17 protein-coding genes are annotated in these 16,117 nt (G+C 59.7%); all 17 read left to right on the top strand.

All coding sequences use genetic code 11. The annotated features are described in order from the left end of the window. The first annotated feature begins 1 nt into the window (after window position 1). Window positions 2–1,123 carry a hypothetical protein gene (locus tag ACYP2A_RS05065; protein WP_459743329.1) on the top strand — a complete coding sequence of 374 codons (1,122 nt, stop codon included), beginning with the start codon at window positions 2–4 and terminating at the stop codon, window positions 1,121–1,123. 8 nt (window positions 1,124–1,131) lie between these two features. Further along, window positions 1,132–1,557, top strand: coding sequence for a type II secretion system protein GspM (gene gspM / locus ACYP2A_RS05060; protein WP_459743327.1), 426 nt, complete (start codon window positions 1,132–1,134; stop codon window positions 1,555–1,557). Beyond that, complete coding sequence (locus ACYP2A_RS05055) at window positions 1,554–2,228, top strand: hypothetical protein (RefSeq protein WP_459743325.1); 675 nt, start codon at window positions 1,554–1,556, stop codon at window positions 2,226–2,228. The genes gspM and ACYP2A_RS05055 overlap by 4 nt, the downstream gene beginning before the upstream one ends. Before the next feature lie 198 nt (window positions 2,229–2,426). Next, complete coding sequence (locus ACYP2A_RS05050) at window positions 2,427–3,746, top strand: NAD(P)/FAD-dependent oxidoreductase (protein WP_459743324.1); 1,320 nt, start codon at window positions 2,427–2,429, stop codon at window positions 3,744–3,746. Window positions 3,747–3,782: 36 nt separating this feature from the next. Beyond that, window positions 3,783–5,111, top strand: coding sequence for an MFS transporter (locus tag ACYP2A_RS05045; protein WP_459743323.1), 1,329 nt, complete (start codon window positions 3,783–3,785; stop codon window positions 5,109–5,111). A gap of 40 nt (window positions 5,112–5,151) precedes the next feature. After that, a complete protein-coding gene (locus ACYP2A_RS05040; RefSeq protein ID WP_459743321.1) occupies window positions 5,152–6,054 on the top strand; it encodes a dihydrodipicolinate synthase family protein in 903 nt (300 codons plus the stop codon). Window position 6,055: 1 nt separating this feature from the next. Next, window positions 6,056–7,546, top strand: a complete 1,491-nt coding sequence (locus tag ACYP2A_RS05035) for an aldehyde dehydrogenase (RefSeq protein WP_459743319.1) — start codon at window positions 6,056–6,058, stop codon at window positions 7,544–7,546. Between the two features lie 262 nt (window positions 7,547–7,808). Further along, on the top strand, window positions 7,809–8,585 hold the full coding sequence (locus ACYP2A_RS05030) for an ABC transporter permease (RefSeq protein ID WP_459743317.1): 777 nt from the start codon (window positions 7,809–7,811) through the stop codon (window positions 8,583–8,585). Next, window positions 8,582–9,286 carry an ABC transporter ATP-binding protein gene (locus ACYP2A_RS05025; RefSeq protein WP_459743315.1) on the top strand — a complete coding sequence of 235 codons (705 nt, stop codon included), beginning with the start codon at window positions 8,582–8,584 and terminating at the stop codon, window positions 9,284–9,286. Before ACYP2A_RS05030 ends, ACYP2A_RS05025 begins: the two co-directional genes overlap by 4 nt. A 12-nt stretch (window positions 9,287–9,298) precedes the next feature. Continuing rightward, the gene (locus ACYP2A_RS05020; protein WP_459743314.1) at window positions 9,299–10,060 is read left to right on the top strand and encodes a glycosyltransferase family 2 protein; all 762 of its coding nucleotides are present in this window, start codon (window positions 9,299–9,301) and stop codon (window positions 10,058–10,060) included. Window position 10,061: 1 nt separating this feature from the next. After that, window positions 10,062–10,676: a PI-PLC domain-containing protein gene (locus ACYP2A_RS05015; protein WP_459743312.1), complete on the top strand. Its 615-nt coding sequence runs from the start codon at window positions 10,062–10,064 to the stop codon at window positions 10,674–10,676. A 7-nt stretch (window positions 10,677–10,683) separates the two neighbouring features. Further along, window positions 10,684–11,328: an HAD family hydrolase gene (locus ACYP2A_RS05010; RefSeq protein ID WP_459743311.1), complete on the top strand. Its 645-nt coding sequence runs from the start codon at window positions 10,684–10,686 to the stop codon at window positions 11,326–11,328. Further along, complete coding sequence (locus ACYP2A_RS05005) at window positions 11,325–12,056, top strand: glycosyltransferase family 2 protein (protein WP_459743309.1); 732 nt, start codon at window positions 11,325–11,327, stop codon at window positions 12,054–12,056. Before ACYP2A_RS05010 ends, ACYP2A_RS05005 begins: the two co-directional genes overlap by 4 nt. Then, complete coding sequence (locus tag ACYP2A_RS05000; RefSeq protein WP_459743307.1) at window positions 12,053–12,373, top strand: hypothetical protein; 321 nt, start codon at window positions 12,053–12,055, stop codon at window positions 12,371–12,373. The genes ACYP2A_RS05005 and ACYP2A_RS05000 overlap by 4 nt, the downstream gene beginning before the upstream one ends. Before the next feature lie 3 nt (window positions 12,374–12,376). Next, on the top strand, window positions 12,377–14,152 hold the full coding sequence (locus ACYP2A_RS04995) for a hypothetical protein (RefSeq protein ID WP_459743306.1): 1,776 nt from the start codon (window positions 12,377–12,379) through the stop codon (window positions 14,150–14,152). Further along, the gene (locus ACYP2A_RS04990) at window positions 14,149–14,742 is read left to right on the top strand and encodes a hypothetical protein (protein ID WP_459743304.1); all 594 of its coding nucleotides are present in this window, start codon (window positions 14,149–14,151) and stop codon (window positions 14,740–14,742) included. Before ACYP2A_RS04995 ends, ACYP2A_RS04990 begins: the two co-directional genes overlap by 4 nt. Next, window positions 14,739–15,818 carry a WavE lipopolysaccharide synthesis family protein gene (locus tag ACYP2A_RS04985; protein ID WP_459743302.1) on the top strand — a complete coding sequence of 360 codons (1,080 nt, stop codon included), beginning with the start codon at window positions 14,739–14,741 and terminating at the stop codon, window positions 15,816–15,818. Before ACYP2A_RS04990 ends, ACYP2A_RS04985 begins: the two co-directional genes overlap by 4 nt. Window positions 15,819–16,117: the final 299 nt, after the last annotated feature.

Raw genomic sequence — 16,117 nt, 5'->3', positions numbered from 1 at the left:
GATGTCTGAGCGCTGGTCGCTGCGCAAGCGTGATACCCGCCACTGGCTGCTGGTGCTGCCGGGCGTTGATCCCGATCAGCCCTGGACATGGCGGCGTTTGCCCGGCGATGCGCAGGGCGACTGGCCGCCACCGGCAGACTCCATACACAGTGATCGGCTGGCGCTGGTGATGCCGGCATCGCAATGCAGTCATTTTCTGGTGGCCGCACCGCCCGGCCTCAAGCGTCACGAATGGCCATTGTTGCTGGAAGATCAATTGCAACAGCCGCTAGAGCAGGTTCAGGTGCATTGCCTGTCGCGCATGGCGGGCCATCTGCAACTGCTGGTGGTCGAGCGCGCCAGAGCCGAGGGCTGGCTGGCCGATGCGCATGCGCTCGGTGTGCAGCCCGATGTGATCTGGTCGCAAATGCAACTGATGGCGCAGGCCGAAGCGGGTGAGGTGCTGGGCTGGGACACGGCAGAAGAACAGCGACGTGTGCGTGGCGAGGCCGACGGACGCCAGCAATGGCTGGTATGGCCGGCGGCGCTGGGCGAGCTGCCTGAGGACTGGCGTGCAACCGGTGAGCCCACGAGCGGCCCGTGGCCCGAGCGTTGGGCGGCGCTGGAGCATTTGCCCAGCCTGCTTGAAACACGCCGTAAACGGGTTCGCCCGGGTGGCCTGTTCACGCCCTTGCAGCGTCGGCTGGCGGCAGGTGCCGCGCTATTGGGCGTGTGCTGGGCGACGATTGCGCTGGTGCAGTTCGTCAGCCAGGTGCCGGTGTGGAAAGCTCAGGTTCAGGCGCTGACCGGCCCTGTGTCGACGGTTCAGCAGGCCACGCGCCGCCTGGCGCAGGTGCAGGGTGAGCAGGCCGACTGGCGCGTGCGTCAGGAGCAACTGGTGGTGCTGGAGCAGGGCATGGACCGCTGGCTGGCGGCGCAGCAGGACTGGGGCGTGGCCGGCAGCTATTTCGATGGCCGCACCTGGCGGCTGGTGCTGGGTGGACAGGTTGGCCGCCCCGTGACGCCACCGCCTGAAGGGCACTGGCAAGGTCTGGCACAAGCCGCAGGTGCCACCGCCAGCGCCGAGCCGAGCGAAAACGGCGCGCAACTCACCGTGCGATTCGATCTGGGGGCCCAGCCATGAATGCGTTGATGCTACGTTTTTCTCACGCCTATGCGGGCCTGCCACCTTCGCGCCGCTATCTGCTGCTGGGCGGCTGGGTGGTGGTGCTGACCCTGATTCTGGTGCTGATCGGCCGGCCGCTGATCGACTACGGCAAAAGCCTGCGCCAATGGCAGTCTCTGGCGGCACAAGCCCAGGCGATCAAGCCGGCCAGTGAGTTCGATAACGAACGCTGGCAAGCCCTGGCCAGCGCCCGTGGCGTGACCCTGACCGGCGTCGAGCCGCGTGGTGATGTCTGGCAATTGCGCGGGGAGGTGGCCCAGGCCGAACAACTGGTACAACTGATGCGCAGTATTCAGGAGCAAGGGGCGCGGCCGTTGCGCTGGAGCCTTGAGCGCAGCGGTGTGCGGCTGGTGTTCAATCTGGATGTCAGCCGCGCCGGGGGCCAGCCTTGAGTCGGCGCCTGTGGCTGGCCGGGGCGCTGGTCTTTGCGCTGACCCTGTTGCTCAACCTGCCGGCAGCCTGGGCCTTGCGCCTGATCGACTGGCCAGCCGGCTGGCAGCCCGAAGAGGTCAGCGGTTCGCTGTGGAATGGTCGCGTGCAGCGGGCCGGCGCGCTGGGGCCACTGTCCTGGCAATTGCGCCCATGGCGGGCGCAGGTTGACGCAGGTTTTGCGCAACAGCAATGGACGCTGAGCGCCAGCGGCTGGCCGTGGAACTGGCAGGCGCAACTGGCGCCGGGCGATGCGGCAACCGCTGTGAACGGCCGTTACCTGATCGACGGGCACTGGCAAGGCCGGTTGCAGATCGCCGGGCAGGGCAGCCGTTGTCTGCGCGCCAGAGGCGAACTGCACGGGCGCGATATCGGCCTGTTGACGCCCTGGACTCTGGTGCTGGGCGAGGCGCGCCTGAGCCTTGATTGTCAGCAGGGCCTGCAAGGGCTGGCCGATGTGCAACGCATCGGTGAACACCGGCTGGAGGCGCGGTTCGATGCGCGCACGGGCCAGGTTCAACTGAGCGGGCAGGTCTTGCCCAACGCGCCACTGACGCCGCTGCTGGTTCAGGCCGGGCTGCTCAAGGCCGGTGATGAGCGCTTTGAAAAGGTGCTTGGCACAGCCCGGCGCTAATTCATAAATCCCGCACTTGGCACCGCATGCTTGCCGGCTAAAGCCGGTCCTGCCCAGGTATGAAACAGCGCCTGCATGTCTGAGAACGACACCCTCTGAAAAATCTGTAGACACATTGTCTAACACGATTTTATAGTCGTTATACAAATTGTAGACATAGCCTCGCTAAGCCTTTTGATCGAAAGGCAGGTCCCTGAAATGACAAAAATAATCCATCTGCCCGCCGACGATGCTTCCTGTGGCTGGTATCACCTCAGTCGGGCCCGCTCGCCCAAGCCGGCCCATTACGGCAAGAGCAGCGCTCGCTGGGTGGTGGTCGGTGCCGGTTTCACCGGCCTGGCAGCGGCCCGGCAACTGGCGCTGAATTTCCCTGATGACGAGATCGTGCTGGTCGAAGCGCAGGAAGTCGGCTTTGGCACCTCCGGGCGCAACGCAGGCTTTGCCATCGACCTGCCGCACGATATCGGTGCCGATGACTACATCGGCGACCTGGCCACCGCCAACATCAACATGAAGCTCAATCTCACTGGCCAGTCGTTGCTGCGTGAGGTGGTGGAGCGCCATGGCATCGATTGCCAGATGAAGGCGTGCGGCAAGTATCAGGCAGCCATCGAAGATCGCGGCATTGCGGTGCTGGATGCCTACCGTCGCGGGCTGGACAAGCTGGGCCAGTCTTATCAGGTGATCGAAGCCGCCGAGCTTCCTGAACACATCGGCACGCCTTTCTACCGCAAGGCACTGTTCACGCCGGGCACCGTGCTGGTTCAGCCTTCGGCGCTGGTCAAGGGCCTGGCCGACACCTTGCCGGCCAACGTCACGCTGTACGAACACACCGCGATTACCAGCGTCGAGTACGGCGACAAGATCGTGCTGGGCCACGCCAACGGCACCCTCACCGCCGACAAGCTGGTGCTGACCAATAACGCGTTCGGCATGAGTTTCGGTTTTCTCAAGGGCCGCATGCTGCCGGTGTTTACCTACGCCAGCATTACCCGGCAGTTGACCGCCGAGGAACAACAGCGCCTGGGCGGCAAGCCGTACTGGGGCGTGATTCCGGCCGACACCTTCGGCACCACGGTGCGCCGTACGCCGGATAACCGCTTGTTGATCCGTAACAGTTTCAGTTTCAACCCGGACGGGCGCAGCCACAAGAAATACCTGGAGCGCTTCGTGAATCACCATCGGGCGTCGTTCGCCGCGCGCTTTCCGATGCTACCGCAGGTCGATTTCGAATACACCTGGGGCGGTGCGCTGGCCTTGTCGCGCAACCATGAAGGGTATTTTGGCGAGTTGGCACCCAACGTCTATGGCGCGTTGTGCTGCAACGGTCTGGGCATTACCCGCGGCACGGTGACCGGCACGTTGCTGGCCAACTGGCTGGCAGGGCAGCGCGATGAGTTGAGCGACTTTTTGCTGGGTTCGGCCGGCCCGAACGCCAACCCGCCGCAGCCATTTTTGTCGATTGGTGTGAACGCCAATCTGATGTGGGGACAGCGCCGGGCAGGACGCGAACGCTAAGCGCTTGGCCAGAATTTCTGAAGACTGGAGACAATAATGACAACTCCTTTTACCTCGATCGAGGATGTTCCGCTCAATCGCTTCCACAAGCTGTTGACTGTCCGTTCCGGCGGCGGATCGTTCGTCGATGGCTATGTGTTGAGCATCATCGGTGTGTGCATGGTGCAAATGACCGCCGCGCTGGGACTGAGCAGTTTCTGGCAAGGCATGATCGCGGCCTCGGCCTTGATTGGTATTTTCTTCGGTGGTTTCTTTGGCGGTTGGCTGACCGACCGGTTCGGGCGCAAGCGCATCTTCTTTGTCGGGCCGACGCTGTTCATCGTCTGTTCGCTTGCCCAACTCTGGGTCGAATCGGGCGAAGTACTGTTTCTGCTGCGCTTCATGATCGGCGTGGCGGTCGGCATCGAGTACCCGGTGGCGACTTCGTTGCTGGTCGAGTTTCTGCCCAGGAAATACCGCGGCCCGCGCCTGGCAACCCTGACCATCCTGTGGTTTGCCGGTGCCGCGACGGCCTATCTGTCGGGCGATTTCATTTTGCGCCACGGCGGTGACGAGGCCTGGCGGCTGGTGCTAGCCAGCGCAGCAATCATCGGCACTGTGTTGTTTCTGATCCGCCTGGGCACGCCCGAGTCGCCGCGCTGGTTGCTCGGCAAAGGCCGTACAGCCGAGGCCGACGGCGTTATCAAGCAGGTCTACGGGCCGGAGTTTTCGCTGAAAAACCTGCCCGAGCAGCCGGAAGAGAAAAAGCGCTCGGTGCTCAGCCTGCTGCATTCGGGCTACGGCAAGCGCATGTTGTTCGTGACCATGTTCTGGAGCTGTTCGGTGATCCCGGTGTTTGCCGTGTACGCCTTTGCGCCCAAGGTGCTGGCGGCGCTGAATCTCAAGGGTGACTGGGCGTCGTTTGGCTCGGTAGCGATCACCTTTCTGTTCGTGGTCGGCTGCGTCATTGCTACCAACCTGATCAACACCCTGGGGCGGCGCAGCATGCTGATCAACAGCTTCCTGCTCTCGGGCCTGGCACTGCTGGGCCTGGCGACCTTTCATGACGCCTCCGAAATTCTGGTGCTGGCCCTGTTCGGTGCCTATGCGCTGTTCATCGGTGGCGCGCAAGTGCTGCAACTGGTGTACCCGAATGAACTGTTCCCCACTGAAATCCGTGCCTGCGCGGTCGGCGTCGGAACTTCGCTGTCGCGGGTCGGCGCGGCCGTCGGTACCTGGCTGGTGCCGATGTCGCTGGACAGCTTCGGGATCGGCACGACCATGTACGCCGCCGCTGCAGTGACCCTGATCGGTCTGCTGTTCTCGGTAGCGCTGGCCCCGGAAACCCGTTCGCTGAATCTGCAACAGGCCGCTTCGCTGGCCTGAATAACATCCACTGCGCTGCTGTTCTACTGGAGGTCACCCCGTGAAATTCGAAGGCATCTACACCCCGGCCATCACCCCTCTCAAGGCCGACGGCTCGATCGACGCCCCAGCCTTCGCTCAGGTACTGGAATACCTGATCGAGCAGAAGGTGCACGGCATCATCATCGGCGGTTCCACCGGCGAGTACTACGCGCACACCGCTCAAGAGCGTTTCGACCTGGCCGCCCAGGCCAGGGACGTGATCAACGGCCGTTTGCCGCTGATCGTCGGCACCGGCGCCATTCGTACCGAAGATTCCGTGGCATTTGCCGAGCACGCCAAGTCGATCAAGGCTGACGCGCTGCTGGTCGGCACCCCGCCTTACGCGCTGCCGACCCAGCAGGAAATCGCCATTCACGTCAAAGCCGTGGACCGCGCTGCCGGCCTGCCGATCATGCTTTACAACTATCCGGGCCGCATGAGCGTGGCCATGGGCGACGAGTTCTTCGATGCCGTGGCTGATGTGAAAAATATCGTTGCGATCAAAGAAAGCTCGGGCGACATGAACCGCCTGCACCGCACCGCCGTTAAATACCCGCACATCGCGCTGTCTTGTGGCTGGGACGATCAGGCGCTGGAGTTTTTCGCCTGGGGCGCGCAGAGCTGGGTGTGTGCCGGCTCCAACTTCATCCCGCGCGAGCACGTAGCGCTGTACGAAGCCGCCGTGATCGAAAAAGACTTCGCCAAGGCCCGCCGGATCATGGCTGAGCTGATGCCGCTGATGGACTTCCTCGAAACCGGCAAGTTCGTCCAGACCATCAAGTACGGCAGCGAGCTGAATGGCCTGTCGACCGGTGGCGTGCGTGCACCGCTGCAAGGCCTGACCGACGAAGAAAAGCAAACCCTCAAAGACGTGGTGACAACGCTGAAACGCAACGTTGCCCGGATCACTGGAGCGGCATGACATGGCTGAATTACTGAGCAAAGAACAGTACGCTGCGATTGCGGCCAATCTGAAATTTCCGACCCAGTCGTTCATCGACGGCGAGTTCCGCGATGCACTGTCGGGCAAGACGTTTGCCACCACCAACCCGGCCACCGGCGAGTTGCTGGCCAATGTGGCTGCTGGCGCCAGCGAAGACGTGGATGTTGCCGTCGCGGCGGCCAAGCGGGCCTTTGAAGATGGCCGCTGGAGCAAGTTGTCTCCTGGCCAGCGCAAGCACATCCTGCTGGCCTTCGCCCAACTGCTGGAAGACAACGCCCACGAGCTGGCGGTGCTGGAAAGCCTGGACAGCGGCAAGCCGATCCAGGAGTGCCAGAACGTCGATGTGCCAGAAACCATCCACACCCTGCGCTGGCACGCCGAGCTGATCGACAAGATCTACGACGCCACCGCACCGACCGGTTCCGCTGCGGTAAGCCTGGTGGTGCGTGAAGCCATTGGCGTGGTGGGCCTGGTGCTGCCGTGGAACTTCCCGCTGCTGATGCTGGCCTGGAAAATCGGCCCGTCGCTGGCCGCCGGTTGCTCGATCGTGGTCAAACCGGCCAAGGAAACCACCCTGACCGCGCTGCGTGTTGCTGAGCTGGCCTTTCAGGCCGGTGTTCCGGCCGGTGTGTTCAACATCGTGACCGGCGGTGGTCGTGAAGTGGGCGAGCCAATCGGCCGTCACCCGGACGTGTCGGGTGTGAGCTTCACCGGCTCCACCGACACCGGGCGTCTGTTTCTCAAGTACGCGGCCGAGTCCAACCTCAAGCGCATCGTGCTGGAGCTGGGCGGCAAGAACCCGGCGGTGGTCATGAACGACGTCGAGGACATCGACGAAGTGGCCCAGTATCTGGTCGCCGGCGCGTTCTGGAACATGGGCGAAAACTGCTCGGCGTCTTCGCGGCTGATCGTGCATGCCGACGTCAAAGACGCGCTGCTGGCACGCATCAAGGTGCATGTACGTGACTGGCAACTGGGCGATCCACTGGACCCGGCCAACCGTTTGGGCGCGATGGTCAGCAAGGCGCATTTCGAGAAGGTCCGTTCGTACCTGGAGCACGCGGTCGAGCAGCAGCTCAATGTCGTCGAGGGCGGCAACACCCGCGATGGCGTGTTCATCGAGCCAACCATCGTCGACGACGTGAAGCCGGGAAGCCGCCTGTTTGTCGAAGAGATCTTCGGCCCGGTGCTGAGCGTGACCACCTTCACGACCATCGATGAGGCCATCGCGCTGGCCAACGACACCGTGTATGGCCTGGCAGCTTCTGCCTATACCAGCAACCTGCGCAACGCGCTGCGTCTGTCGCGTGAGATTCGTGCCGGTATCGTGACCGTGAACTGCTTCGGCGAAGGCGATGCTTCGACGCCGTTCGGAGGCTACGGAGAGTCGGGGTTTGGCGGCCGTGACAAGTCCATCTGGGCGCATGATCAGTACACCGAGATCAAGACTATCTGGATCAATGCGTCTTGATCACACGGCGTTTGTGTCGATAAAAGCCGCTACCGTTTTTAGCGGTACGGGGGAGCGATCAGCGATGATCTCTCCCCCTTTTTTTGTTGCTGTGGCCTTTTCCTACAAGTGACAAGGAAAGGTCTGATAGCAGGGCCCTGCATGAAATGCCGATCATACGCGCCGCTCATTACCGCCCCGCCGGTCATGTGGCCCGCCCCGACGATGTTCTTATATAGGCATCGTACTTTTCGCGCATTTGTCTCAATGGCTGGGCATCACTATGTCGTCATCGCATACCCCGGGAATTGCCAGATGGCGAGACCTGGTCATCAATCTGGTCGCCAAGGACATCAAGGTCCGCTACATGGGCGCCACCCTGGGTTTTATCTGGTCGCTGGGTAATCCGCTGGCGGTGACGCTGACGTATTACGTGGTGTTCACCTATATCTTGCCCAGCAGCCAGGACCGCTTTGCGCTGCATCTGGTGACCGGGCTGGTGCACTGGATGTTGCTGGCCCAGGTGCTTTCGCAAAGTGGCGAGTGGCTGACCCAGAACGGCAATCTGATTCGCAAGCTACGGTTCCCGCGCATCTTGCTGCCGCTGTCGGGTGCGTTGACGATTGTGGTGTTCTGGAGTGGCGTCATGCTGGTCTATATGGCGCTGTTTTCCTTGCTCGGCGGCGTGGTCAGCCGGGCCATGCTGTTTTATCCGCTGGTGCTGGTGTCGTTCATGGCCCTGCTGATGGGCGCGGGGCTGGTGATCAGTGTCATTCAAATCACCGTGCGCGACGTCAAGCACCTGATCGATGTACTGGTGCCGCTGATGTTCTGGATGACCCCGATTATCTGGGTCACGGCTTCACTGCCCAGCGATATCGCCAGGGTCGTCGCGTTCAATCCGGTGGCGCCGTATTTCAACAGTTTCAAGGCAATTCTTCACGAGGGCGTGATTCCACCGACCGCTGATCTTTTACTGTGCGTGGGGCTGGGCGCGTTATCTGTGGTGGCCGGGCTGTGGGTTTTCCGCGGTGTTGATCGCCGGGTCGAATACCTGTGAGCGGCGTGGTCATCGAGGCGCGTAACCTCTCCAAACACTTCACCCTGCGGCATAACCGCGGCGGCTTGAAGCAACGCTTTCTCGGGCTTTTTCAGGCGCGGCATCGCGAGCAACCGGAAACCTTTACGGCGCTGAACGAGGTGTCCCTGACCCTGAGCAAGGGCGAATCGCTGGCGCTGATCGGGCACAACGGTTCTGGCAAAAGTACCTTGCTGCAAGTGCTGTCCGGCATCCTCGTGCCCAGCAGCGGAACCCTCATGACCCATGGCCGCGTGGCGCCGCTGATCGAGCTGGGGGTGGGCTTTCATCCCGAGTTGACCGGTGCTGAAAACATTTACCTCAATGCCAGCCTGTTTGGCCTGAGCAATCGGCAAACACGCGGGCGCTTCAATGACATCGTCGACTTTTCCGGGCTGGGGCACTTTATCGACCAGCCGGTAAAACACTATTCGTCGGGCATGTACATGCGCCTGGGATTCTCGGTCGCGGTTCACGTCGAGCCGCAAATCCTGCTGGCCGACGAAGTCCTGGCCGTTGGTGACGAAGCCTTCAAGCACAAGTGCAGCCAGCGTATTCGCGACATGCAGGACGAAGGCATGGCACTGATTCTGGTGACCCATTCAAGAGAAGAAGGTCGGCATTTCTGCCAGCGTTACCTGACCCTCGACCAGGGGCGGGTCATTGACCAAGGTCGTTTCTGAGGTGTTTTAACCATGTTGCAAATCGTTATTCCGATGGCAGGTGCCGGCAGTCGTTTTGCGCTGGCCGGGTATGCAGATCCAAAGCCACTGATCCCGTTGTTCGGGGTGCCGATGATCAAGGTGGTGATCGATAACCTCACGCCAGCCTGTGCGCACAAATTCATCTTCATCTGCCAGGCCAGCCATGTGGCGGCGTATGGGCTTGAAGAAAAGCTCCGGCAATGGGCGCCGGGTTGCGAGATCGTCGAGATCGACGGCCTGACCGAGGGTGCTGCTTGTACCGTCTATGCCGCCAGGCACGTGATCGATGCCAGCCAGCCGGTGATGATTGCCAACAGTGATCAGTATGTGAGCATTCCTATCGATTGCTATTTAAACGCGATGAGAGCCCCCTCTAACGATGGTCTGATCATGACCATGCAAAGCTGTGACCCGAAATGGTCGTACGTGGGCTTCGATGAGGACGAACGGCTTGATCGGGTGGTTGAAAAGCAAGTCATTTCAGATCAGGCCACTGTCGGTATCTATAACTTCCGCAGCGGCGGTCAACTGCTCGCCGCGATTGAGTCGATGGTCGCCAGGAACCTGCGCGTCAATAACGAGTTTTATGTTGCGCCGGTCTACAACGAAATGATCGCGCAGGGCGCCTGTATCGCGCATTGCAACATCGGACCCTATGGCGATTCCATGCACGGCCTGGGCACTCCCGAGGACCTGCAAGTGTTCCTGTCTTTACCGATCAGTCGGCTGGCCACTTCGCGAGCGGCACGCTGACATGCAGATCATCAGCCATCGCGGTTATTGGCGCAAAGCGGCAGAGCGCAATTTGCCCGAGGCTTTTCATCGCTCGTTCGACCTGGGTTTTGGCACCGAGACCGATGTGCGCGATGTCGCCGGCCAGCTGGTGATTTCCCATGACATGCCACGCGGCCGGGAACTGACCCTCGACGCGCTGCTGGACATCATGGCCGGTCGCAACCTGCCGCTGGCGATCAATATCAAGGCCGATGGTCTGGCCCAGGCGCTCAAGGCCACGTTTGCGCAGCACGGCCATGACAACTGGTTTGCCTTCGACATGGCAATTCCCGACATGCGCAGCTATCTGCAAAGCGGCCTGAATGCTTACAGCCGGCTCAGTGAAGTGGAGCCGCTGCCGGCCTGGATCGATCAGGCTGCCGGTGTCTGGCTGGATGCCTTTGAAGGGTCGTGGTTTTCCAATGCCTTGATTACCGACCTCTTGTCCCGGGGCAAACAGGTGTGCGTGGTCTCTGCCGAACTTCACGGGCGCGATCACCGTGCGCTGTGGCAGCAGTTGTTCGAACTCCGGGCGCAGCAGGGCCTGATGCTGTGCACCGACATTCCCGAAGACGCCGTTCATTTCTTCAAGTAGGGCAATCATGATCAAGGCAGTTATTTTCGACATGGACGGCGTACTCATCGAGGCCAAGGAATGGCATTACGATGCACTCAACAAGGCGCTCGACCTGTTCGGCTATACCATCAGCCGTCATGAGCACCTGACCCATTACGATGGCCTGCCGACTTCACGCAAACTTGACATGCTGACCGTCGAGCGTGACCTGCCAGCGGCCTTGCACGGCTTTATCAATGAGATGAAGCAGCTTTACACCATGGAAATCGTGTATGCCCAGTGCAAGCCGACGTTTGTGCATCAGTACGCGTTGTCGTCACTGAAAAAGATGGGCTATCGGTTGGCTGTTGCGTCCAACTCCATCCGTAACACCGTGCAGGTGATGATGGACCGGGCCAACCTGGATCAATACCTCGATGTGCAACTGTCCAACGAAGATGTGGAAAAGGCCAAGCCCGCACCGGATATCTATATCAAGGCCATCAAGGCGCTGGCCTTGCAGCCGCAAGAGTGCCTGATCGTCGAAGACAACGAGAACGGTATCAAGGCTGCCCGCGCCAGCGGTGCCCATGTTCTGGTGGTCGCGGAAACCGCTGACGTCAATCTCGGCAATATTCTTGGCAAGATCGACACGATCAATTTCGGCGTCAGCCAGGCAGGTGATCTGTGAGCAAGCTGAACATTGTCCTGCTGTGCGCAAAGTCGGGCGAGGCGCCTCTGCAAGAGGGCCAATACCCGGAGTATTTGTCCGAGTGTGATGGCAAAGCCTTGATTCATAGCCTGATCGACAATTGTGCCACGCTGGATCCCGGCCGGATTATCTGCACGTTTTCGAACAACGATGTTTCCAGGTTTCATCTGCGCAACATGATTCAGCTCATGCATCCGGCGGCCAGCGCCTTGCCGATTCATGGCGTGACCCGAGGCGCCGCCTGTACCGCACTGCTGGCGACTGAGCAGATCGATAACGATGACGAATTGCTGATTCTCAGCACCAGTGACTTTATCGATATTCCCCTGGCCGATGTCGTGAAGACGTTTCGTGACGCCGGTGAAGACGCCGGTGTGGTGATCTTCAATTCATTGCACCCGCGTTATTCATTCGTGCGCCTGGACAACGACGAGCGAGTAGTCGAGGCGGCCGAGAAGAATCCGATCAGTCCGCATGCCGTGGCAGGCCTGTACTGGTTCAGGTCCGGCTCGATGTTCGTGTCGGCCGCCAAGGACATGATCCGCAAGGACGCCCGGGTCAATAACCATTTCTTTATTTCACCCAGCCTCAACGAACTGGTCCTGCGCCACAGCAAGATCGGCGTTTATCGCATTGATGCATCGCGGTATCACCCGTTGAAAAACCAGAGCCAGCTCCAGGCATTTGAAACAGGGAACATGCGATGAAAAAAGCACAGCTCAAGGACATGGTCAGAGGCTGGTTTGTCGGCGGCTTCGAGCCTGCGGCTTTCAATACGCCGTCGTGTGAAGTCGGCGTCAAGCATTACAAGGCCGGCGATACCGAGGCGACGCATTACCACAAGGTTGCAACCGAAGTGACCGTGCTGCTCTCGGGCAGTGTGAGCATGTGCGGGCAGACCTGGAATGCCGGCGACATCATCGTGCTGTCGCCTGGCGACATGACGGCTTTCAAGGCGCTGACCGATGCTGTCACGGTGGTAGTGAAAGTGCCGGGTGCGCTTGACGATAAGTTCGTCGTCTGACGGATGAAGATTACTCATCTGCAACATCATCCACGGCTCGGTTACGTCGCTGCCAGCCGGTTGCGTGCGCTTCCGGTTGAACTGCCATTGCCGCAGGCGTGTGCAAGTCTTGTGTCGTTTCGTAAGCACCCTTCGCAAGCGCCCGATGTGGTTATCAAGAAACTGCATGCGGCACAGCGACCGCTGAGCCTGTTTGGCGATGGCTCTTATTGTTTTTATGGCATCCAGAGCGATTCGCCGCTGGCGCCGTTACTGTTGTGGGACGCCGCTCACTTCTTGAGTGTTGGTGAGACAATCACGCTGATTGAAGACACGCCGGTCGAGAGTTACCTGGATCGCGAGTACTTCGCCGGTTCATTGAAGGCCATTGCGCGCTCACCGCTGTCGGTGACGTACGAGAAAGTGTCGACGCTGCTGGCGCAGACCGATGACGATCTCGATGGCTGGACCTTCGGTATTCCGGTGGGCGCGGAAGATGCCACGATTCTGAATGCGATTGTGCAGCGGATTCTGGAAATCGATCTGCCCCATAAAGAGATTCTTTTGTGTGGCAGGCCGGGAAGCAATTTCGCTTACTTCAATGAGGTGCGCATTGTCGGCGAAGACATTCCGGCACCGCCGGTGCAGATTTGCAAGAAGAAGAACCGGCTGGCTCAGGAGGCCAGGTACAGCAATCTGGTGATTCTGCATGACCGGGTGTTCTTGCCCCGGCACTTTGGCGAGATGGTTCGCCGCTTTGGCCCGCGTTATCCGTTGATGACGTTGCAAAGCATGTTCTTTGATAATCGGCTGAGTTTTCATCCGCGGCGTTATTCGGATTGCTGCGTGGCGATGGGCGAAGTCGCTCAGGGGCTACAGGGGCTGCACCGCACCCGTGGCCAGTCGGTGATGATTGCGCCTGCGATCTTTTCGGATGTCGAGCGCACAGGCCTGCCTTATGCCAATCCCATGCGCTATAGCAAGGACCTGACGTATCCGACCGGTAGCCTCTATATATGTCGCAAAGAGGTGTGGAATGCCTGGCCTCTGGATGAGGCGCTGTACTGGAGCGAGTACGAAGATGTCGAGCACGGTATCCGGGCTTCGCGCGCCGGTATTCCGGGGCGGGTGAATCCCTACGGCATTACTCAGGCCATTACGTCTCGTGCGACGCTGGGAGGGGAGGTGCTGGTGGAGTCCATCACGGGCGGTTTCAAGCGAAACGGACCTGTGAACCTGTCGATCCTGAACAGGAAGCCGCTGCTGAGACTATCGGCCGAAGCAGCCCTCGCCAAACTGCGCGAGTTCGAGAAAAAGTATGCGTTTGACCCTGCCATTCTGGTAACACCCTCGGGGTTGAGCAGTATCGGTGCCCGGCAGTGGGTGGCATTGATCAATACGGTTGTGCAGCGTTCGACGTTTCCAAATGACATTGATGCGGTCAGAGCATTTATCGCTGATCTGGAGAGGCTGGTGCTGTTCGACACCCTGCCCGCCGTTAGAAAGGAAGCGTTGATTGAATGCTTTATGTCTGATCCCCAGTGCACCAAGCACACGTTGATTACCCACAGCCCCGAAATCCGCAACATGCTTTGCCAGCGCGTTTCGCAGACATGGTTTGCCACGGCCCCCGGGGACTTCTTCCACTCCGGGCGCTGGTCGCTACCCGGCATTCTGATTTCAGCCATTGGCGTGTATCGGGACAAGCATCGGCTGTTCTACTTCGACAGCTTTGCGGCAACCGTGAAGGCTATTTATAACTCGACGCCGTTCAAGCGCTACAGCCAGGTGCCCAAGTGAATATATTTATCGTCGCGGCGCCGAGCCATGGACCCGTGGGGCATGCACTGATTGAGCGATTGGCGTGTATCAGCCCTGAGCGCAGAAGAAACACACCGGTCATCGTTGTTGATGATGTGAGTTATCTGCCAGAGCGGGCGGCCAGCGATGTGCCCACTGAGTATGTGCGCTTCGGTCTTGAGCACTTTACGGGGCGTGGCCTGACGTGCGAAAGCATTGCCCGGTCTATGGACACGGTGGTGAGCAATTGGGTACTGGTCGAGTTTGGTCAGCATGACCTGCCTGCCTGCATCGACTTTATTGTGAAGCTGTCCCGCTACAACTATCTGAGCAACCGGTTGCGCCATTGCAATCTGGTATTTTCAGCGCCCGCGATATCCTTGGGCGTTCTGGCCCGTACGCTCAACGAGTCATTCAACAATCTTCCCGTTGGCAATGCGGCGATGAGTCAGACGGGTCAGATCAGAAGGCTGTTCATTATTACCCATATAAAGAGGGTACTGATCAGCCTGCCGCTGCCAAGGGGTGTGCTGCACCGTTGTCATGCGATTGTTCGGCGGATTTATCGTCGCTTGCTGGGAGCGGTATGACGATGCCAACTGACTGTCCGGGCAACAACGGCAGGCGTCCTCTCGCAGCCGTCGACTCCAGAGATATAAGCGTCGTGATTCAAGGGCCGCTTTACCGGGGTGCGGATTCTGCGCGAACTGTCTTTACCTGCATTGCCTCGATCAAAAAATACCTGCCACACGCCGAGGTGATTATTTCGACCTGGCAGCAGGAGGATGTCTCCGGGATCGAGGTCGACCGCATTCTGTTACTGGACGATCCTGGCGGGTTTCTCGATTGCTCCGGGAATCAGATCAATACCAATCGCATGCTGCGTTCGACCGCTGAGGGCGTTCAAGCGGCGACCCGGCCGTATGTGATGAAGCTGCGGTCGGATCATCATCTGACCAGTGCTGCGCTTGCGGTGATCGGCACGCCTGAACCTGCGGATGCGTCAGTGCCCCGGTTGTTCGAGGTGCCGATCACGGTGACAACACTCTATATACGCAACCCGAAACGGGTGCCGATGCTGTTTCATCTGTCGGACCTGGTGCAGTTTGGTACGCGTGAGGCCATGCTCGCGCTTTGGCAGCAACCCTTGATCGAGCGGCATGAACTGTTGAACGGCAGGCCCTTTCGCAATCCGTTCGGTAATTTCACAGGTTACTCATCCGCACGAATGCTGCCCGAGCAATGCATTATGCTGGGGGCGCTTCGCAAACAAGGCATCGATATACGGCTCACCAGCCCGGCTCAGGTAAGCATGGAGCACCTGAAGCTTTGGGATGGGGTCTTGAGGTGCAACTTCAGGGTACTGGACCATGCCGGGACGGGGGTGGATTTCCCCGAGCGCTTCCTCAGCAATGCTTTCCCGCTGAAGACACTCTATAAGGCGGCCGAGATTGAGGGGCTCACCGGGCTCAGTCTGAAGACGTACCGGCTGAGGATGGCTTCTATTCTACTGAACAAGTACCTGCTGAGTTGCTTCAGGCCTGCCTGGTGGATTTCGCTGGGATGCATCGTGCTGTTCAATCTGTCGCCCAACCTGGCAAAGAACATGCGCTCGCATTGGCGCAGGGCCAGAAATCTGGTGCATGCGGATTCCTACCGGATCTAGGGTTTGGCTATCAAGGCGTCCTTTCTATATAGAAGAAGTGCTGTTTGCGGAGGGTTAGGGCGTTAATTTCACAATATTGAAATTAAGTGTTGACGCCCCGTCTCAGCGCTCTATAATGCGCACCATTCCCGTCGCGGAAGAAACTGAAAACTCCTTGAAGAACAATGAGTTAGAGGCGAAAACGGCGAGGGAATAGTGCAGGCCTCCGGGCCCGGCGGTGAAAAAAGGCAGTTGACAGTCACTTCGGTTGCTGTATTATTCGCCTCCCGCTGACGAGTTGATCGAAAGATCGCTCGGCA

This window comes from Pseudomonas sp. 3A(2025), assembly GCF_054589175.1.
Note: the sequence above shows the minus strand (reverse complement) of the source record. Positions and strands in the feature narration are given on the sequence as shown.

Coding starts and splice junctions, on each gene's coding strand:
- ACYP2A_RS05065 (WP_459743329.1), top strand. CDS start 2: ATGTCTGAGCGCTGGTCGCTGCGCAAGCGTGATACCCGCCACTGGCTG.
- gspM (WP_459743327.1), top strand. CDS start 1,132: ATGCTACGTTTTTCTCACGCCTATGCGGGCCTGCCACCTTCGCGCCGC.
- ACYP2A_RS05050 (WP_459743324.1), top strand. CDS start 2,427: ATGACAAAAATAATCCATCTGCCCGCCGACGATGCTTCCTGTGGCTGG.
- ACYP2A_RS05045 (WP_459743323.1), top strand. CDS start 3,783: ATGACAACTCCTTTTACCTCGATCGAGGATGTTCCGCTCAATCGCTTC.
- ACYP2A_RS05035 (WP_459743319.1), top strand. CDS start 6,056: ATGGCTGAATTACTGAGCAAAGAACAGTACGCTGCGATTGCGGCCAAT.
- ACYP2A_RS05030 (WP_459743317.1), top strand. CDS start 7,809: ATGTCGTCATCGCATACCCCGGGAATTGCCAGATGGCGAGACCTGGTC.
- ACYP2A_RS05020 (WP_459743314.1), top strand. CDS start 9,299: ATGTTGCAAATCGTTATTCCGATGGCAGGTGCCGGCAGTCGTTTTGCG.
- ACYP2A_RS05015 (WP_459743312.1), top strand. CDS start 10,062: ATGCAGATCATCAGCCATCGCGGTTATTGGCGCAAAGCGGCAGAGCGC.
- ACYP2A_RS05010 (WP_459743311.1), top strand. CDS start 10,684: ATGATCAAGGCAGTTATTTTCGACATGGACGGCGTACTCATCGAGGCC.
- ACYP2A_RS05000 (WP_459743307.1), top strand. CDS start 12,053: ATGAAAAAAGCACAGCTCAAGGACATGGTCAGAGGCTGGTTTGTCGGC.
- ACYP2A_RS04995 (WP_459743306.1), top strand. CDS start 12,377: ATGAAGATTACTCATCTGCAACATCATCCACGGCTCGGTTACGTCGCT.
- ACYP2A_RS04985 (WP_459743302.1), top strand. CDS start 14,739: ATGACGATGCCAACTGACTGTCCGGGCAACAACGGCAGGCGTCCTCTC.